Genomic DNA, 19425 nt, shown 5'->3' with positions numbered 1-19425 from the left:
GGCGGGTGCTGGGGTGGAGCGCCCCGCGGGGTGCTGGGCGTAGACCCAGTTCTGCAGGGTGCCTCGGGAGATGCCCAGGTCCGCTGCGATCGCTTTGAAGGTGGCGCCCGGGGTGTTCAGGTAGAGGTCGACCGCCTGCTGGCGGAATTCCTCGGAGTAGGTCTTGCGGGCCATGCCCTGATTCTCGCTTCCTCCCGACACCTGTCGGGTTCAGCGTGTCCAAGATCCAGGGTCAAGGCCCCAGTTCGCAACGCTCTCGACCGACGTAGCGCTGAGCCCGACGTGCGGGAGTTCGTCGAGCAGGCCGATGTCCACCTCGGTTTGGTTCTGTGATTGCCTGATGGTGTCAACCGTGCGCCCCAGGGAGACTTGAATGCGTTGGATCGTCCACTCGGAGGAGCCCCTCTACACCGATCAGTGGCTCGATATTCGCCTGGCGGATGTGGAGATCACTGGTGGGCGACATCTCGCCCACCGGGTGATCCGCTCGGCGCCGGGCGCTGGGGCCGCCGTTCTTGATGAGCAGGGCCGTGTGCTGCTCATGTGGCGCCATCGCTTCATCACCGACACGTGGGGCTATGAGATCCCGATCGGCGGCATCAAAGAAGGGGAGAGCCCCGAGGCCGCAGCGGCTCGGGAGGTGGAGGAGGAGACCGGGTGGAGGCCCGGTTCCTTGAAGCCTTTGCTCTACGCGCAGCCTTCGAGCGGGATCTCTGACAGCGAGCACCACATTTTCGTCGCGGAGAGGGCGGAGTTGATCGGTGAGCCTGAGGAGGACTGGGAGGCTGAACGGGTGGAATGGCTGCCGTTGGAGCAGGTTCCGGAACTGGTCCGTGACCAGAAGCTCGTCAGCGGCACCTCCATGAACGCGCTGCTTTACCTGTACGCGTTGAACGCCTCATCCCAATGACGCCGCTGCTTGCGGGGTGAGACCATCGAGTTCCATGACGTCGCTTCGATCGCGAAAGTGACCATCCCCCGGTTCGCCCGCAGGATCACTCAGGGCACACGCGCTCGTCAGGAGGGCACGACGATCTACTTGGAGAACAAGGACGCCGTCTCGTAGGCGTCTACTCGTCGATGTGGCGGAGGGCGCTGAGAAGTGCCACCCAATCCTTGCTGACGAAGGAGAGCTGCCCCAGCTCGCGGTTCTGGGTGTCGCGTACGTCTGCTCCGGCGCTGTGCTCGCGGACCTCGACGCACTCGTTCGACCCGCCGCTGTAGCTGCTCTTGTGCCAGTCACTCATCGTCGATCTTCCTCATCTCGTCGCGGATGGCCTGCAAGGTCTCTTGCGGGTCGCGGGCTGCTCCCTGGAGGGCCGTGAACAGCAAACGGCTACGAAAGATACCAGCGGAGTCGGTGATGATTCGGCCTTCTTCAGCTGATTCCATGTAGACCACTTCCGGTTCGTCGGCGGCCGTGATGATCCGTCGCGGACCTGAGTTGCCCGCGTGACGAGGGGGGTGTTCCCCCACGAGTGTGGACACCTGATGATCAGGCAGCGAGCCCCAGACTAGTCGTCCTCTGCTCGTAGACGAGCGGGCTGAGCTGGCCGTTCGCTGAGTGACGCCTGCGGGTGTTGTACCGGTTGATCCAGGAGAACACCGCCAGACGGGCGTGCCGGACGCTCGCCCACCGCTTCCAGGCTCTGGGCGGCGACCGCGCGGGTGCCGGGGCGAGAACGAGTGGGTGTGGTGCCTGTTGAGCGTTGGTCGTCGTCTTTGCGGATCCAGTTGCGCAGGGTCTCGCGGTTGATGCCGAGCTCATCGGCGATGTGAGCGATCGTCACGCCGGGACGGGACCGGTACAGCGCGATGGCGTCGGCTTTGAACTCGGGCGGGTAGTGCTTCATGGCCATGGTGTGGACTCCTCCTCGTGTTTCCAGTGTCGGAGATGTCCACTACTCGGGGGGAACGTCCGTGGGCGGCGAAGCGAAGGGAATCGGCGAAGGTTCTCGACAATCTTTTCGCAGGCCAGCAGGGCTGTCCGGTCCATCCGTCGATCGCTGCTTTTGTCCTGGCTATGGGGTTTCGACACTCAGCCGTTGTCGCTTCGTGCGCCTAGATGCCGGTGGGCGACGCCTTCGCGCTTGCGGTGCCCGGACCATGCGAGAACACGGGATCGATCACTTCCGCGACCTTCGCCATCTGGTCGTCGAGGTCGGCTTCGCTGATGTCCTCAAGGCCTTCCTTGCGCCTCCACGCCGCCCACTTGGTCTGGCCGATAGCACCGTACCCCTCAACCACGGGTGAGATCGGTACGAGTTCGACTTTGCGGTAGCGGGCGACGGCTCGTGCGGACTCCAGGAGCTGCTCTTGGTCGATGTCGTGCCGCGCGGCCAACTGGACGATGTCGATGAAGTCGCGCCAGCGGGTGCTGGTGATGCCGCGTTCCAGGATCGTCACGCCCTTCTCGGCCACCGTGGTCTCGGGGGCGTAGCCGAGTATCTCGATCGCGTCTCCGAGGATGCGGGGTACTTTGACCGGCTTCGGTGATGGGACGATCGGGTCTCCTGTCGAGATGTCCCAGGCGACGACGGTCTTCTGGGATCCGATACGGGTCGTGACGCGCATGCGCAGGCCCGGGTAGTCCGCCTGTTCCCGGATCTCCTGCACGCGCATCGTGTCGAGATCGAAGTCCAAGCCGTCGGGGGCCTGGACTTCGGCCACGTCACGAATGACCCGCGCTATGGCCTCGGGTGTGACCGTGGCCCTGATGGCCTCCGCGTCGACGTCCTTGGTCGGACGGCGAACTCCGTAGACGGCGAGCAGGATGCCGCCCTTCAATACGAAGTCGTTCTTGTGTGCCGTTCGGGTCAGTCGGTCGAGGAAGGATTCGAGCGCGTGCCTGGTGAGGTACTCGGCGGTCGGTGCGGGTCTGCCTTCTGTGGCCGAGGCCGCCCTCGCCTTCTTCTGGATCTGCCGGAATACCTCATCGCCACTGGTCACGTGAGCACCTCCAGTGCATGCAGGACCGGGCCCTTGGCCCGGGGAAGGCGGGCGGCGACCGACATGAGTTGCGTGGGTTTGCCACCGCGGCGGAGCCATGCGCGCAGGGCGTCCCTTCCCAGTTCGTAACCGAGGTCGCCGCGGAGCCGGAACGCGTCCGCGATGCTGCGCTCGGGCGAGTAGATGCCGATGCGCAGTTCCGAGCCTGGAATGGGGATCTCGGAGCGGCCGAGGCCGAAGGTCTGCTTCGCGAGCACGTGCCACTTGATCGCGGCTCGGGTCGCCGGAATGCGGGTGCCGCGCGGGATCGCGATGTCCACGGCATCCGGGATGGCGTCGGTCAGGTCGTGGTAGGCCAGCGCGGAGGTGAGGCAGAGCGTTGCCTCGGGTCGGCGGGTCGCTGCTTCGATCCAATCCCAGTCCGCGGCCGGGGCGTCGGCGGAGCGGTAGATGCCTCGTGCGATGCGCTCGTACTTTCCGTCACGGGCGGCGCGGTACAGGGTGCTCTTGGACATACCGAGGTCGGGCGTCTGCTTGGGCCTCAGGATCTCCAAGGCGCTCACCCCCATGATCCGTTCCGTTTACAGGTAACATTATCTGTACACGTTTTGTTCCGCCAATCAGGTGTCTGGTCTGGGGTCATGGGTTTGATTGGATGCGGGAGGAGAAGGGGACCGAAGGAGGTTCTCGACAATCTTTCCACAGGTCAGCGGGGGTGTCCGTCCCATCCGCTGATGCCCGGGATGTGGGGTTCGGTGTCGAACCGTCACTGCTTCGTGCACCCGGGTGCACCCCTGTTCGGGGGTGAGTGACGGGGTGGGTGGTGCGCACTCACCGCGCGGATTCCCGCCGCCGTGCACCCGCTGGTGCACCCCCGGCAACGCGAAAGGCCCTGACCCGCGCGCGTTTGCGCTGGTCAGGGCCTTGTCGGCTCTGGGGTGAGTGACGGGACTTGAACTGCGGTCGGTAAGTGCCCTGACCTGCGATAACACGAGAATTCGCAGGTGGTGGGGGAGGTGGTTGCTCGGCTAAGCCACGTTGCCCCGCGTTCCGCTGGGAGGCGTGCACCCTTCGGGTGCACGCTCTCGGTCGATGCGGTGCACCCTCACGGGTGCACCGAGTGAACCCTGTGCCGGGGTCACATCTGTCGGTTCAGCCATTCCTGGCAGCGCCCACGGAACCACAACAGCACCTGCCGCACCCGCTCCCCACCATCGCCAACGAGTACGTCGAGGGGGAAACTCGGCCGCCGGTTCAGTGAGTCCTCGGGCAGGTCGATTCCGGGGATCGCGTTGAACTTGTGCAGCAACTCCCTCCGTAGGGCCACATCGTCGAACGGAGGGCGGCGCGCCATGTGCTGGAAGACCACCTCGGCGCGTCCCGACAACGGGTAGAGCACGATCGCCCATCGCCAGTCGGCGTTCACGCTCTCGTCCCAGGTGAGGAGGGAACAACTGGTGTCGGTGCCGCTCCCCCAGAACAGGTCGCCACCGGCGGCGCTCCACGCGTCGATCAGGGTCTGAACCGCCCGTACGGCCACGGGCCGCTGGTTCTCCAGGAGCAGCGAGTGGAACCGCCGCTCCCGTTCGACGAACTCGTCCACCTCGAGCCCGACCAGTTCGGCCAGCGCGGCGGCCGGCACGAACCCCCCATGCCCTGATCCCGCTTCCTCCGCGGCCCTGGTGTCGGGGAAGACCCGGTCCTTGTGGACCGTGTCCGGGGCGGCACGCAGGTACCGGGCCACGGTCGCCGTCTTGGCTCCGACGAGGGCCGCGAGTTCGCGGTGCGTGGTCCAGCACCCTGACGCCAGCATCGCCAGCGCGTGTTCGAGCTGCTGGGCGAGGTCCTCACCGATCTCCTCCGGGGCCTGAGTATCGGAGGGGGCGGGGGAGGGCCACAGAGCACAGGCGTGGTCCGCGAGAAGGGCGGCGCGTGCCTCGATCTCCGGCCTTCCCCAACTGGGAGCATCGGCGATCCGGCGGTTCATGCTCAGACCGCTGGACTGGAAGATCTTCTGCTTGCGCTCGAACATGTGGTTGGACAGCTTCGAGTTCTGCGCGGTCAGGGTCAGGTTGCCCAGAGTGTGCAGCAGACGTCCGTGCAGTTCGTTCTCGGTCTCGTCCGGGTCGGTCTGCTTGCGCAGGACCTCGTACCATTCCTCGGTCATGCTCTGCGGCATGACGTGTTCGATACTGACCTTGGCCTTCCCGAAGTCCACCGGCTCGGGGGAGTCGAAGGCCTCCTCCAACCTGCGCAGTACGAAGGTGCGCTGTAGGGCCTGACCCGACCAGTAGAAGTTGCGGTGCGCCACCGCCTCGCGCAGCGCCTTGTCGGACGGCCAGCGCCGACGCGGATCCGACAGGTACCGGTGCACGGAGTCCGCGACCGAGCCGCCCGGCTGGATCTCCTTGGGCGAGGACATGAAGATCCGGTTGAGCCCCTGGGTCGGTACACCGGCGATCATGCGTCGGACCAGGAAGCTCTCCACATACCCCAGTGCGCGGATCAGCTCGTCGGTGTCGGTGTGCCCCTGGTCGCGTAGCACCATCAGGTGCAGCGCCAGCGGTCGGTAGATCTTGTTGCCCCAGGATTCGAGGCGGGTCAGGACCTCGGACAGCTCCGGGTCGCTTTCGAAGACGGGGTCGAGGACGCGCTGGAGCAGCTGCCCCAGCCGCCACAGGTGTTCGACCTCGCCGCGCAGGGCCCCCTCACCACCGGCGTGGGACACCTGCTCCAGGCGTTCCTTCTGCCCGTGGTAGACCTCGCTCTGTTTCGCCCGCTCGTCCCCGCGCAGTACCAGGTCCAGCCAGGCCAGGGTCTCCAGTGTCTCCGGTCCCAGTTCGTCCTGCATCGGCAGCCAGACCTCGTCGTACACCTCCTGCCCGGTGTCGGGCAGGAGCATGAAGACGTAGTTGCGCAACAGGTCGGTCTGGCTGAGTCCCTTGCCGGTGTTGTTCAGGGACTCGAAGATCCGGAAGACGTTGTCGCCTGCCTCCGCCTGGATGTCCACCAGGCTGAGCCGGTGGCCGATGATCTCCTCGATCCGGAGGAGATCCTCCTCGGTGTAGTGCCTGACCTGGCGGGAGAAGTAGTTGTAGGCGAACCCGACCCTGTCGTCGCCGCCCGCCTCGGGGCGCCCGTTGACGACCGCCGCGAAGGCGGACCGGTCGGCCTGGGTCGGCGCGATCCGGTACTTGTCGGGCCCCTTGTTGTACTTGTTCAGCAGGTAGACGTCATCGATCCGGTCCGCGCCGCTGGGGTCGCCCTCATCGAGCACCTCCACCTCACGCAGCCGGTCGCGGATGGCCGCGAGCGCGATGGACAGGGAGGTGAGCCTCTGTTGCCCGTCGATGACCAGCCAACGGGTCAGCGTGCTCGCCGAGGACGACCCGGGCGCGAGCACGACCGAGCCCAGGAAGTGCTTCGCGGGCCGGGCCGGGCGCCCTTCCTCGTCGAGGTCGATCTGTTCGGTGAGGTCGTCCCAGAGCCGCTCCAGTTCCTCCCTGCCCCAGGAGTAGGGACGTTGGTACAGCGGCACCTGGAACTGTTTGGTTCCCTCGACCATGTTCCGGAAGGTGGTTTCGTTGGCTTGCATATCTCCGCAATCTCGGACGGGTGGTCAGGGGCGGACTCTTACTTCGGCAGGAACGGGCTGGGCTCACCGGAGTACGACACGTACAGGGTGTCCCGGGCCCGCGTACAGGCGACGAACAGAAGGTTCCGTTCGCGCTGCAGATCGTGGGCGTGGGCCAAGGGGTCCTCCGAGATGTCCGTGACCCTTGACTCCAGGGGGAGATAGGCCGTGCCGGCACCGACCACCGCCACACAGCGGAACTCCAGCCCCTTCATCGAGTGCATCGTGCCCACCCGGACCCCGGAGTCCTGGGCCAGACCGCAGGTGTCGATGCCCTCGGCCTCCAAGACGGCTCTGGTTCCCCTGACCAGAGCCTCGGTTCGGGCCGCGACCGCGATGGTCCCGGGCTCGACACCGGAGGTGAGCCACCCGGTGACCACCTGGGTGAGAGCCGCCAGCTCCGCTTGCTCGGTGGGGTGGGCGTGCACGGCCGGAGTCCGGCCGTGCAGGGGCGAGGCGTAGTCGGTCAGGTGGGATCGCACCCCGTCGAACCCCTCCACCGGTGCGGTGCCGAGCACCTGAACGGCCCAGGAGAGAATTTCCTGGGTGCTGCGGTAGCTCACGGTCAGGCGGTGGCTCCGGCCGCGCACGTTGATCCCGACCGCTGCCATGGAGACGCGGTGGTCGTAGACGCGCTGGTGCGGATCGCCCGCGACGAACAGGTCGTCCCGGCCTTCGGGGGCCAAGGCACGCACCAAGCGCCACTTGGCCGGGTGCAGGTCCTGCGACTCGTCCACCACGACATGCCGGTAGGGGCGCTCGCCGGTGCGGTTGAGGATGTCGGCGGCCTCTGAGGCGAGCCAGGTGAACGTCCACTGCCCGTTGGCGCGCATCTCCTCGGTCGCGTCCAGGACCGAACGCCACACCCGGTGCTTCTGTCCGGCGCCCATACGGCCGGAGCGTCCCCGTCCGTGCCGTCGGGCCCGTAGGTAGTCACGTTCGGTACGCAGGTCCTGGGCGAGGATCACGTGTTCCCACTCGTCCAGCAGGAACCGCCCCGACACGTCCGATCCCTCGGCGTGGCGGTCCCAGAGAGCGACGAGCTCACGCGAGTTCGGGAAGTCGGGCCTGCCGTGCACCTGACGCGCCACCTGGTGGGCGACCTTGTCCAGGTTGCGCACGTCGACCAGCTTCCGGCGGTCTTCGTCCCGCACCAGCAGTTCGAGCTGGGAACGGAGGGCCGAGTCCAGGGCCGTGGTGAAGGTGGTGAGCAGGATGGGCTGCTCCGACTCGGCCTCTCCGGTGTCCAGGGGGAGCTGTCGCCCGTCGGGGGCGTACCGCTGCGCCAGGTGTGCCACCCGGTGCAGCGCGGTCACCGTCTTGCCGGTACCCGCGCCGCCGGTGACCATCACCGGACCCGCGAACTCATCCCCGCACGCGATGCGCTGCTGCCGCGGGTGCAGGAAGGTCCGCCACACGTCGAACGGGTGCTCCAGCAGTTCCCGTAGTTCTTCGGGGCCTTCCACGAACACCGCCTGGTCCGGGCTGCGCCGGATCGCTGAGACCAGGTCGTCGGGGTCGACCTCCTGCGCGGTGACCTCCTCGGCGAGCTCACGGCTGAGCAGGTCCCACACCTCATCAGGGGACATCCCCGAGGCCAGTGCGGTCAGGGCGTCGTGCTGGACCTTGGGCATCATGATCGCCAGAGCGTCGAGGTAGCTCTCGTCGGGGAGCAGTCTGGCGATCCGGACGGTGTCCTCGTCGATACCCAGCTGAGTGAAGTGCTTGTCCGGGACCTCCCGGAAAAGGGTGTCGTCCGAAGCCTCGGCCATCGGGGTGAGCGCGGTGCTCATGGTGTCCAGCGCTGTCTCGTCCCGGAACTCCAGGACACCGAGTGCCTGGTTGACGGAGGGGCGCCGGTTGCGGATGTACCGGTAGGCCTCGTCGTGTGCGAGCACGGTCACCAGGAGGAACACGTCTCCGGAATCAGGTGCGAGGACGACGCCCCGGTAGCCCTGATTGATGCGGAGCGTCCGCCAGCGGGGGTCCCGGCTGTCGGTGATCTTCTCCAGGTGACCGCCGGCGAAATAGGTGTCGGCGAACTTGTCCAGGGCCTCGTCGACGGCTTTGCGCAGCTTCTTGTCCAGCGCCGCGTAGGTGGTGAGGAAGTCCTTGGCGATCGCGAGCTGAGGCACGGGAGCCTTTCCGGGACAGGGGGTGGAGGAGGGGCGTCCAGGGAGGGGCCTGCCGTACCAGCATAGGGACGGGAACCTCTGGGAGGGCGTGTTTCCCCGCGCCCGGTACCGATCTGTCGTCCGGTGGCCGATATCGGTCAATGGTGTGGTGTTCCCGGAACGTCGTCAGTGCGGTAGCGGCCTGGAGCCGCACGGTAGGCGCCACCACTGACACCAGACCCTGGTATGACGGAGGAACACACGACGAAGGGCGGCGCACGTATGACCCCCCAGGGCGCGGCGGGCACGGAGGTCCTCGGTCCCCACTCCGAGGGCGCGATCGATGAGGGCGGCACCCCGGCCCCCGGTACCGGGCAGCTGGTGACCGTCCGCAACCGCCAGTGGGTGGTCTCCGAGGTGCGCGCCTCCCGCATCGTCTCCAGCGATCCCACCCGGATCACCGGCAAGCCCCAGCACATGGTGTCCCTGGTGAGTATCGGGGACGACGCCTCCACCGACCGGATCGAGGTCCTCTGGGAGCTGGAGGTGGGCACCCGGATCCACGAGGGCAGGGACCTGCCCGCACCCGCGCTCGGCTTCGACGACCCCGTCCGCCTGGACGCCTTCCTGCACGCCGTCCGCTGGGGCGCCATCACCTCGGCCGACAGCACCTCCCTGCAGGCGCCCTTCCGCTCGGGGATCGAGATCGAGGACTACCAGCTCGAACCGGTGGTGCGGGCCCTGTCGATGCCCCGGACCAACCTGCTCATCGCCGACGACGTCGGTCTCGGCAAGACCATCGAGGCCGGCCTGGTCATGCAGGAACTCCAGCTGCGCCACCGCGCCCGTACCATGCTCATCGTGTGCCCGGCCGGGCTGACCACCCAGTGGCACGACGAGATGCGCGACAAGTTCGGCCTGGACTTCCGGGTGGTCGACGCCGACCTGGTCCGTCGACTGCGCCGGGAGCGCGGTCTGTACGCCAACCCCTGGACCCACTACCCCCGCCTGATCGTCAGCATCGACTGGCTCAAGCGCGAACGCCCCCGGCGGATGCTCCGCGAGATCCTGCCCGCCAGTCCCCGTTATCCGCGCACCGTCGACCTGCTGGTGGTGGACGAGGCGCACAACGTGGCCCCCGCGGGCAGCGGAAAGTACGCGGTCGACTCGTTGCGTACCAAGGCGATCCGGGAGCTGGCGCCCCACTGCGAACACCGGCTGTTCCTGTCGGCCACCCCGCACAACGGCTATCCCGAGTCGTTCTCCGCTCTCCTGGAGCTGCTGGACGACCAGCGCTTCGCCCGCGGGGTCAAGCCCTCCGACGAACAGCTCGCCCGGGCCATGGTCCGCCGTCTCAAGCGTGACCTGCCCAAACGCTGGGACGGCGCCGCGCGTTTTCCCGCGCGGGTGCTCGGCTACGCCGAAGTGGACTACTCCGACGCCGAACGCGAGGCGCACCGCACCCTGGTGGAGTACGCCGACAGCCGCCGCGACCGGGTCGGAAAGGCCGGCCGCCACACGGTCGACTTCGTCACCACCCTGCTGAAGAAGCGCCTGTTCTCCTCCCCGCAGGCCTTCGCCCGCACCGTCACCACCCACCTGGCCACCATGGACGCCAAGGGTGCTGAGGACGGGGCCTCCGGTACTTCCGAGCAGGCCCCGGCCCAGGCGGTCCTGCCGGTCCTCCAGGAACGCCTGTCGGCCACCTCCGAACACGAGGAGGAGTACCAGGAGGCCGAGACGGAGGTGTTCGGCACGGTGAGCCGTGGCGCCCCCGGGCTCACCGAACACGAACGCGGCCTGCTCGTCGGCCTGCGTTCCTGGGCGGAGAAGGCCCAGGGGCGTTCGGACGCCCGGTTCGCGGCCCTGCGCTCCTGGCTGGACCCGATCCTCTTCCACCCCGGCGCCGACGGAGAACCGCTCGGTCCGGGCGGCCCCGGTGGATCGGACGGCCGGGCGGACTGGACCGACGAGCGGGTCATCGTCTTCACCGAGTACCGCGACACCCAGCGGTGGCTGCGTGAGCGGCTCATCGCCGCCGGGTACGGCGGCAAGGGCGGAGAGCGGCTCGCCCAGCTGTACGGCGGCCAGGACCGGGAGGAGCGTGAACGGGTCAAGAACGTCTTCACCGACCGCCCCGACCTCGACAAGGTCCGGATCCTCGTGGCCACCGACTCCGCCAGCGAGGGCATCAACCTCCAGCGGTACTGTCACCGGATCCTGCACTGGGAGATCCCCTGGAACCCCAACCGGCTCGAACAGCGCAACGGCCGTGTCGACCGCCACGGCCAGAGGGCGGACCGGGTGGAGGTCACCCACTTCGTCCCCAAGGGGTGGGAGGCCGCAGAACCGGGCTCTCTGGAGGACGAACTCGGGTTCCTGCGTACCGCGGCGGAGAAGGTGGACCGCATCCGCGAGGACCTGGGCAGCGCCGGTGACGTCATCGCCCTCCAGGTCGAGCAGAAGATGCTCGGCAAGCGGGCGGAGTGGGCCGAGACCGACAGCGAGATCACCTCGCGTGCGGGGGTGGCCCGGCTCAGTACCCAGCGGGAGCTCAACCGCCGGGTGGAGGAGCTGGCGGCCACGCTCACCGGGAGCCGTGACCGTCTCGGCCTGACCCCCGAAACCCTGGAGCGGGTGGTCCGTACCGGGCTGGACCTGGCCCACCGCAAGGACCTCATCGACGCCCGGCCTCCGGAGGACGTCACCGCCAAGTGCTTCCGCCTACCGGAGCTGGCCGGGGCGTGGGCGAGCGCGCGCAACGCCGGTCTGGCGCATCCGGTCACCGGTGTGGAGCGGTTGGTGACCTTCGACCCGGACGCGGTGGTGGGCCGCAACGACCTGGTCCTGCTGCACCTCAAACACCGCCTGGTGGACCTGTGCCTGACCCTGCTCCGTGAGGAGCTGTGGTCCCAGGGGTCCAAGCTGAGCCGGGTCACCGCACGGGTGGTGGAGTCCGACGTGCTGCGGGTACCCGCGGTCGTCGCCCACGGCCGGGTGGTGGTCACCGGAGCGGAGGGCACCCGGCTGCACGAGGAGGTCCTGCTCGCCGGTGGCCGGATCGAGCAGGGCACGTTCGTGCGGGCCAAGGAGGAGGAGATCGGCCGCTGGATGGAGGTCGCCACCGAACGCCTGGCCCCCGAACCGGTCCGGGAGCGGCTGGCCGACCTGTGGCCCTCCTTGGACAAGGCGGTGGGCGGCGCGCTGCACCAGCGGGCCAACCAGCGGTTCAGGGCGGTCCAACGGGACCTGGACCGCAAGTGTGAGGAGGAGGTCGACGCGATCGGCCTGGTGCTGGACGAACTGGCGGAAGGGATCAGGGCCGCTCTGGACGACACCCCGCGCTGGGAGCAGACCAGCCTCTTCGAGCCTCGTGAGAGGGAGCAGCTCCGGCAGGACCGCGAGGCGCTTCGAGCCCGCCTGGAAGAGGTTCCCGAACGCAGGGTCCAGGAGCAGGCGGCCCTGCGCCACCGCTACGCCGACCGCAGGGCGCGCTGGTTCCCGGTGGCGGTCACTTTCTTGGTCCCGGCATCGGTGAAGGGGTGATCAGGCCGACTCGAAGACTGCGCGATGAGATTTGCGAAGTTTTGAGGTTTTTTATCAGTCGGAATTGATCAGCGCTGTTCAAAAACTTACGAGCACTGTGCGATGATCGCACATATGATGGATCAGCTGAGTTGGGAGAGCATCGGCGAGCGTGTGCGGGACAGCCGTGCTTCCATGGGGCTCTCCCAACAGGATCTGGCCGACCGAGTGGGCTTGGAACGCAGCATGATCTCCAAGCTGGAGAAGGGTGCCCGTCGCATCGACGCGATGGAGTTGACCGCCATCGCCGGAGTGCTCGGGTACCCGGTCACGCACTTCCTCTCACCCACCCCCGAGGTGGTCTCGCGCCGGGCGACCGTCGCCGAAGCGGACGAGCTCAGCGACAGTGCCGCCGCGCGTGACACGTACCGAAACGAAGCCGAACTCGCCCAGTGGCTGCGGGACGTACGCCAGCTGATCGACCTGGGCACGCTGAACCGGCGTCCTCTCGCGCTCTACCCGCGCAGGGTCACGGACCACGACGCCGCCAGGGACGCGGCCCGCTGGCTCAGGACACACCTCGGCCTGGGAGGTGCTCCCATCGAGTCGGTGGCCGATGCCTGTGAGCGTGCCGGTCAGTTTCTGGCAGTGGCTCCGTTGTCGTCGGACGGTGCTTCGCTGGTGGACGGCGATGTCGCGGTCGCGGTCGTTCGCCTGGACCAGGAACCGGGCCGACGGCGCAGCACCGCCGCCCACGAGCTGGGGCACATGGTGTTGGGCGACGAGTACTCCAACGATCTCGGCGTGCACACTTCACAGGAGGAGCGGGAACGTGTGGTGGAGGTCTTCGCCGCGGAGTTCCTGTTGCCGAGTGGCCGGCTGAACCAGGTCTTGGCAGCACCCGATGAGGAGAGCCGACGGCGCGCTCTGGTGAGAGTGGCCGCTGAGTACCGGGTGTCGTGGAGTCTCGCCATCGCGCAGCTTCGACATTCCGGCACGTTGGACAGCGGTGAGCTGCGTCGGCTCCGGGGCCGTGTGCCCACCGAGATCGAGCTCCGGGAGGCGGTGGGGTGGAAACCACAACCCGATCTGGCCTCCATCCGGGTCTCTCCGAGGTATTCGTCCGCGGTGATCGCCGCTTTGCGGGAGAACGCGATCACGCCCGTGCGCGCGGTGGAGATGATGCGCGGACAGATCGAGCTCCGAGACCTCAGCGAGGACTGACGGGTTGACCTCCTTCGACGAGCCCTTCCTGTTTGATGCTTCCCCGCTGCTGCACGCCGCCAAAGCCGATCGCTTGGACGTACTCGGTGATCTGGTCAGGGACCGTGACTGTCTGACCACCCAGTCGGTTCTGGACGAGGTGAGACGTAATGATCTCGATGCGCACACTGTGGTGGTGCGCGCCGCCTGGATCCGCACGGTGCCGACGGACTCCCTGGAGTTCCTGCACGCGTTCGGGGTCTGGAGCACCCGGATGTCGCTCAAGGACGACCACAACATCGGTGAGACGATGCTGTGCGCCTACGCTGAGTTGCAGGGCGGAACCTTGGTGATGGACGACAGGGACGCCCGTAAGACGGCTGAGCGCTATGGGTTGCCCGTCTGCGGGACCATGCGGTTGGTCGCCGACGCCTGCGCGCGGGGTGACTACACCCTGGCGGGCGCTTCGACCCTGGCGGACACCCTGCGGGAGTCCGGCATGCGGTTGCCCTTCGCCAAGGGAGGCTTCGAGACCTGGGCCAGGGCGAAGAGACTCCTGTGGTAGATAGAACCCCCCACCTGCCGTGATCTTGCTACCGGAGGCACGTTCGGCGCCGAACGTGCCTCCGGTAGCAAGATCACGGGACAGAGCACGTTCAGGAGGGCTGTGGTCAGGCCGCGGATGGCCGATAATGCAAGGCATGCCTGGACCTCGCCGACGTCGCGCGCCCTCGATCCGCCCCGCCGAACAGCACACCGAGTGGCTGGGACTCCTCTCACCCGACGGGCCGTTCCTCTCCGCGGAGGTCCTGGTCGAAGCCTTTCCCGACGGCTTGCCCGCGGTCGACACCGAGGTGCGCCAAGCCCTGCGGCAGGGGTGGCACGAGCTCGACCGGGAACGCACCGGCGCCCTGGTTCCCGCATGGATCGAGCTGGTGCTCGACAGGCTCCTCGGCTGGGACGAGGGGCAGCGTGCGCAGCCGACGGCGGAGGGTGCGCGGGTGGTCCCCGAGTTCGCGCTCTTCGGCCCCGGGCCGAGCGGGCGCGAGGAACGCCTGCACTTCCACCGGCTCCCCCTGGGCACCGAACCCGCCCGGTCCCAGGGCGGCCGTCCCTCCCCGGTGGAGGCCGCCGCGGCCCGCTGCCGCGAGTCCGGGGTGCCGCTGGCGCTGGTGACGGACGGCCAGTACTGGGCGCTCGTGCACGCGCTTCCCGGAAAGCCCACCTCGGTGGGGGTCTTCGACGCCGACCTGTGGGGTGAGGAACCCCTGCTGCTCCAGGCGTTCGCGGCGCTGCTGGAGAGCCGGCGGGTACGGCTGCCCGCCCGGGACAGGGGCGGAGAGCCCACCAACGCGGCGGCGGCGCTGTTCGAGCGGACCTTCGACAAGCAGAGCGACCTCACCGAGGACCTGGGCCACCAGGTCCTGCGCGCGGTGGAGCTGCTCGTCGCCGAGATCGCCCGGCTGGACCGCGAATCCAGCGGCCGGTTCCTGGAACACGTGGGTGAGCGGGAGATCTACAAGGGCGCGCTCACCGTCCTCATGCGGCTGGTGTTCCTGCTGTACGCGGAGGAGCAGCGGCTGCTGCCGACCGACGACCTGTACGCCGACCACTACTCGGTCAGCCGTCTGCACGACCAGCTCACCGCCGACCGGGACCGGCTGGGCGAGGAGGTCGTGGACCGCAGGGCCGCTGCCTGGCCCCGGCTGCTCGCCCTGTTCAACGGAATCCACAGGGGCTCGGAGCACCCGGACCTGCGGTTGCCGCCGTACGGGGGATCGCTCTTCGACCCGCGGACGTATGCGTGGCTGGAGGGCTTCGCAGTCGCCGACCGGGTGGTGTTCGAGATCCTCGACGCGCTGGTCATGCTCAAGCCGAGGACCAAGAAGGGCACCCCGACCCGAATCTCGTACAGGGGCCTGGGGGTGGAGGACATCGGTCACGTGTACGAGGGCCTGTTGGAGTTCTCCGTCCGCAAGACCCAGGGCCCGTACGTGGGGCTCAGGGGAAAGCTGGAACCGGAGCTGCCGCTGTGGGAGGTCGAGGAAGCCTACTCGGAGGGGGAGGAGGCCTTCCTCGACTGGTTGCAGGACGAGACCAAGGCGACGCGGCCCCAGCTCAAGAAGATGCTGGCGGCCAAGCCCGGACCGGAGGAACGTTCGAGACTGCACTCGGCCTGGGACAGCGACGCGGAGCTGACCGAGCGGACCCTGCCCTTCTGGGGGCTGCTCCGGACCGACCTGCGTGACGATCCGACGGTGTTCCCGGACCGGTCGGTGGTCTTCACGCAGGTGGGGGAGCGTAGGAAGACCGGGACGCACTACACCCCGCGTGAACTGGCGGAGAAGGTGGTGCGGCACACCCTGGAACCGCTGGTGTACCAGCCGGGGCCGGCTGACGGTGTGCCGGAGTCGGAGTGGCGGGTCAAGCCCGCGGACGAGCTGCTGAAGCTGAAGGTGGTCGACCCCGCGGCGGGGAGCGGGGCGTTCCTGGTGGCGGCGACCCGGTACTTGGGGGAGCGGGTGGTCGAGGCCTGGCAGCGGGACGGACTTCCGGAGGAGCTGCGCCAAGGCGGCGGGGAGGCCGGTGGGGAACCTGGCGAGGGGCAGGGAAAGGAGCGGGGTGAGGGCTCCGCTGTCGAGCTCGAAGACGTGCGGCTGTACGCCAAGCGTCGGGTGGCGGCCTCATGTATCTACGGGGTGGACCGTGACGACATGGCGGTGGAGCTGGCGAAGCTGTCGATGTGGCTGGAAACCCTGGCGAGGGACAAGCCGTTCAGCTTCCTGGACCACGCGCTGAAGAGCGGGGACTCCCTGGTCGGGTTGGTCAACGAGGAACAGGTGCGGGCCTTCCACACCGACCCGGAGGAAGGGCGGGCGATCAACGCTCGCCTCTCCGGTGACGTGGGCGAGTACATCGGCAGGGTCCTGGGCGAGGTCACGGGGCTGCGGCGGGAGATCGAGTCGCTGCCCCCGGTGAACGACCCGGAGGGAGTACGGCAGAAGGAGAAGCTGAACGCGGAGGCCGACGCGCGACTCACACAGTTGAGGTTGGCGTGCGACGGTGTGGTCGCGGCGGCGTTGGCGGCCGAGCGGTACGCGGAACTCGACCTGGAGGATTACGAAAAGCGGCTCCAGGACGCGGAGGACAAGCAGTACAACTGGCAGGACGCCTACAACCGATTGCTGACGTTCCTGTCGGATGAGTTCCTGGAGCTGTTGGACGAGGGTTCGTACGACTTCTACAAGGAGGAGGCGACCAAGTCCAAGATCCGTGACTGGTTGCGGGGGGACAGGGACCAGCCGATCAAGCCGATGCACTGGGCGATTGAGTTCCCCGAGGTGATGGGGAAAGGTGGCTTCGATGCGGTGGTCGGGAACCCGCCGTTCAGCGGTGGGCAGAAGCTGACCGGAAACATCGGGCGGGACGTTCGCGAATACCTGGTGGTGGACATCGCCAAGGGGAAGCGGGGGAGCGCGGACCTGTGCTCGTACTTCCTGCTGCGAAACCTGGATCTGGCCCCGAAGGGGCGGACCGGGATCATCGCGACCAACACCATCGCGCAGGGTGACACACGTGAGGTCGGACTCGACCAGGTGGTGGAGCGGGAGGGCTGGCAGGTCTACCGGGCGGTGAAGAGCCAGAAGTGGCCGGGTAGTGCCAACGTTCACGTGTCGCTGGTGTGGGCGGGTCACAGCGGACAACGAGAGCGAGCGGTCCTGAGCGACGCACCGGTTCCGGGGATCACGCCTTCACTCGACCCGCAGTCCCGGGTGACAGGCAACCCGTGGCGTTTGGTTGCTAACTCTGGAAAATCCTTTCAAGGTTCGAATGTTTTGGGTGAGGGTTTTATCCTGGAACCAGATCAGGCCAAGGAGCTGATTCAGAAGAACCCTAAGAACCGGGAAGTGATCTTCCCGTACTTGATCGGCAAAGACCTCAACTCCAGGCCTGATTGCTCGCCGAGTCGATGGGTGATTAACTTCGGGGCGATGTCCGAGGAAGAGGCCAGGGAGTACCCGGAACCGTTCGAGATCATTGAGCGGGATGTCAAGTCGTTCCGCATGAAGAATAATCGGAAGGTGTATCGGGACTACTGGTGGCAGTACGGAGAAAAGAGGCCAGCGATGATGGAGGCAATCTCTGGGCTGGATCGTGTTCTAGTGATTGCGCGGGTCAGTCGTACTGGTCAGCCGGTGCTTGTCGACTCGGGAATGGTTATGAGTGAGCAGGTGGTGGTTTTCGCACATAAGACTCATTCGATGCTTGCCAATCTCTCCAGTGCTCAGCACTACGTCTGGGTGGTCGCGGAGTCCTCTAGTATGAAGGTGGATCTAAGGTACACGCCATCTTCTTGCTTTGAAACTTTTCCGATGCCGGTCCTGACGTCACGGATTAGCTTTGTGGGAAAAGAACTAGACCAGGAACGCCGTGAGATCATGCTTCGGCGGCAGCTTGGACTTACCAAGCTTTACAACCTTGTGCATGACGAAGGAAATCAGGGTGATGTGGACATTGACCGGCTTCGTGAGATCCATGTTGAGATCGATGAGGCGGTCAAGGAAGCCTACGGCTGGAGCGATCTCGACCTGCAACATGGTCACCATGAGACCGATCAAGGTATGCGTTGGACAGTGAGTCCGGCCGCTCGCGTAGAGATCCTGGATCGGCTGCTCCAACTGAACTTCGACCGACACGCGGAAGAAGAGCGTAAGGGGATCTGGCCGCCGAAGAAGAAGTCCCGCAAGACGGCCAAAGCGAAGGAGGCCGCTATGCCGGTGATGCACGACGGCCTGTTCCCTCCGGAGGGCACTCTTTTCTGAGATGCCGAAGCCTGGCACGGGGTGTGCCTCCCGGGCCAGGCTTCGAGGGGTGGGCTACTTGAGCGCGGTGGTGAGGAAGGACGTCCACTCGCTCTGGGGGAAGGGCAGGTGCCCGGCGTCGGGGTGCTTCGAGTCCCGGATGGCTGCCCCACGCGGGAGGTCGGCGACCTCGACACAGTTCTGCCCAGCCCCGCTGTAGCTACTCTTCCGGAAGCTCGTCGGGATCTGAGCAACCTCCACGCAGTTCTGTGCGTGTCCGCTGTAGCTACTCTTCCGGAACTCAAGGGCGTTGTTCATGAGGGGCTCTCTAGGGACTTCATGATGTCGATGATGAGATCAGCAGATCGCACGGTGTTCAGGGCAGACCCCTGGATGTCACCGAAGATAGCACTGTGTGCCTCAACGTCTTCGGGTTCCTCCAGGAAGAGCCCGTTGGACGCGGTGTCGATGTACACGATCGGGAGGTCGAGCGGGTCGGGGAAGTCCAGGATGGTGAACGGCGCGCACAGCCCGGCATGAGAACCGGTGTCGCTGGTCAGGATCTGGATGTCCACATTGGGTAGCTGCGCCATGTAGTGCAGGTAGGCGAGTTGCTCCCTGAGAACCTCGGGGCCTCCGATGGCCCTGTGCAGTGCGCCTTCGTCGATGATGGCCCGGAAGCGGGCGGGGTTGATGCGGGTCAGGATCTCCCGGCGCACCATGCGAGCTTCGGCCTTCTTCTTGATGATCTCAGGGTTGCCGAAGCGCCCTCCCAGGAGCAAAGCCTCCGCATAGGTAGGAGTTTGAAGGAGACCCGGGACCATCTGTGCTTCGTAGGTTCGGATCATCGATGCCTCCGCCTCGAAGTCTGGCAGGGCCCGGTCTGTGAAAACCTCCTTGTACTTGGACCACCAGCCACGTTGTCGAGCGTCCTTGGCGAGGGCATGCATGGATGCCCGCTGTTCTGCCCCGGTGATCTCGTACAGGTCCATGAGCTTGTCGAGATCGTCCGCTTTTATGCGTTTAGTCTCCGTTGTCTCCATTTTAGTGACTTTTCCGGAGCTCCATTTGAACTTGTTGCCTACCTGCGTGGCTGTGTATCCGGCCTCTTCTCGGGCTTGGCGAAGCATGGTTGCGAGACGTCGCAGGCGGAGTGTCGGGCTGCTGGAATCGGTCATGCGCACACCTTAGCGAAAAA

14 protein-coding genes and 2 pseudogenes are annotated in these 19425 nt (G+C 66.7%); 5 read left to right on the top strand and 11 right to left on the bottom strand.

Annotation, left to right across the window (positions count from 1 at the left end; translation table 11 throughout):
- Nucleotides 1–174, bottom strand: a 174-nt coding sequence (locus B042_RS23215) for a transposase (protein ID WP_036555005.1), incomplete at its 3' end; no start/stop codon positions are given.
- Nucleotides 175–373: 199 nt separating this feature from the next.
- Between B042_RS23215 and B042_RS0113935 the strand changes: the two genes are divergently transcribed.
- Entirely contained in the window at nt 374–910 is a 537-nt protein-coding gene (locus tag B042_RS0113935; RefSeq protein ID WP_028648813.1) for an NUDIX hydrolase, read from the top strand.
- Nucleotides 911–1070: 160 nt separating this feature from the next.
- On the opposite strand, the gene B042_RS25080 is transcribed toward B042_RS0113935, so the two are convergent.
- The 8 genes and pseudogenes from B042_RS25080 to B042_RS0113900 all read right to left on the bottom strand — a co-directional run bounded on the left by B042_RS25080 (nt 1071) and on the right by B042_RS0113900 (nt 8718).
- Nucleotides 1071–1247 (bottom strand): DUF397 domain-containing protein, encoded by a 177-nt coding sequence (locus B042_RS25080; protein WP_081748788.1) that lies wholly within the window; start codon nt 1245–1247, stop codon nt 1071–1073.
- Complete coding sequence (locus tag B042_RS23210; RefSeq protein ID WP_231494090.1) at nt 1240–1488, bottom strand: Scr1 family TA system antitoxin-like transcriptional regulator; 249 nt, start codon at nt 1486–1488, stop codon at nt 1240–1242. The genes B042_RS25080 and B042_RS23210 overlap by 8 nt, the downstream gene beginning before the upstream one ends.
- 7 nt (nt 1489–1495) lie before the next feature.
- Nucleotides 1496–1615, bottom strand: a pseudogene (locus B042_RS27090) (hypothetical protein); the annotation flags it as partial.
- 73 nt (nt 1616–1688) lie between these two features.
- Nucleotides 1689–1853 (bottom strand): annotated as a pseudogene (locus B042_RS27085) (transposase); the annotation flags it as partial.
- A gap of 208 nt (nt 1854–2061) precedes the next feature.
- Nucleotides 2062–2949, bottom strand: a complete 888-nt coding sequence (locus tag B042_RS23205) for a nucleotidyl transferase AbiEii/AbiGii toxin family protein (RefSeq protein ID WP_051415690.1) — start codon at nt 2947–2949, stop codon at nt 2062–2064.
- Nucleotides 2946–3503 (bottom strand): type IV toxin-antitoxin system AbiEi family antitoxin domain-containing protein, encoded by a 558-nt coding sequence (locus B042_RS0113910; protein WP_197024311.1) that lies wholly within the window; start codon nt 3501–3503, stop codon nt 2946–2948. The genes B042_RS23205 and B042_RS0113910 overlap by 4 nt, the downstream gene beginning before the upstream one ends.
- 584 nt (nt 3504–4087) lie before the next feature.
- Nucleotides 4088–6514, bottom strand: coding sequence for a DUF262 domain-containing protein (locus tag B042_RS0113905; protein WP_231494089.1), 2427 nt, complete (start codon nt 6512–6514; stop codon nt 4088–4090).
- A gap of 68 nt (nt 6515–6582) precedes the next feature.
- Nucleotides 6583–8718 carry a UvrD-helicase domain-containing protein gene (locus B042_RS0113900; RefSeq protein WP_028648810.1) on the bottom strand — a complete coding sequence of 712 codons (2136 nt, stop codon included), beginning with the start codon at nt 8716–8718 and terminating at the stop codon, nt 6583–6585.
- Between the two features lie 225 nt (nt 8719–8943).
- Between B042_RS0113900 and drmD the strand changes: the two genes are divergently transcribed.
- The 4 genes from drmD to B042_RS0113880 all read left to right on the top strand — a co-directional run bounded on the left by drmD (nt 8944) and on the right by B042_RS0113880 (nt 18248).
- Nucleotides 8944–12243, top strand: a complete 3300-nt coding sequence (gene drmD, locus B042_RS0113895; protein WP_231494088.1) for a DISARM system SNF2-like helicase DrmD — start codon at nt 8944–8946, stop codon at nt 12241–12243.
- Nucleotides 12244–12357: 114 nt separating this feature from the next.
- The gene (locus B042_RS0113890; RefSeq protein ID WP_231494087.1) at nt 12358–13446 is read left to right on the top strand and encodes an ImmA/IrrE family metallo-endopeptidase; all 1089 of its coding nucleotides are present in this window, start codon (nt 12358–12360) and stop codon (nt 13444–13446) included.
- A gap of 4 nt (nt 13447–13450) precedes the next feature.
- Nucleotides 13451–13990 (top strand): hypothetical protein, encoded by a 540-nt coding sequence (locus B042_RS0113885; protein ID WP_028648807.1) that lies wholly within the window; start codon nt 13451–13453, stop codon nt 13988–13990.
- Between the two features lie 136 nt (nt 13991–14126).
- Entirely contained in the window at nt 14127–18248 is a 4122-nt protein-coding gene (locus B042_RS0113880) for an Eco57I restriction-modification methylase domain-containing protein (protein WP_028648806.1), read from the top strand.
- A gap of 54 nt (nt 18249–18302) precedes the next feature.
- Here the strand turns inward: B042_RS0113880 and B042_RS0113875 are convergent, their stop codons facing one another.
- Together B042_RS0113875 and B042_RS0113870 are read right to left on the bottom strand one after the other, a co-directional pair.
- On the bottom strand, nt 18303–18545 hold the full coding sequence (locus tag B042_RS0113875; protein WP_028648805.1) for a DUF397 domain-containing protein: 243 nt from the start codon (nt 18543–18545) through the stop codon (nt 18303–18305).
- Complete coding sequence (locus B042_RS0113870; RefSeq protein WP_028648804.1) at nt 18542–19405, bottom strand: helix-turn-helix transcriptional regulator; 864 nt, start codon at nt 19403–19405, stop codon at nt 18542–18544. Before B042_RS0113870 ends, B042_RS0113875 begins: the two co-directional genes overlap by 4 nt.
- Between the last annotated feature and the right edge of the window lie 20 nt (nt 19406–19425).

Source organism: Nocardiopsis sp. CNT312, assembly GCF_000515115.1.
Lineage (GTDB): Bacteria > Actinomycetota > Actinomycetes > Streptosporangiales > Streptosporangiaceae > Nocardiopsis.
The sequence above is the reverse complement of the archived record's forward strand: the minus strand, read 5'-3'. Positions and strand labels throughout refer to the sequence as shown.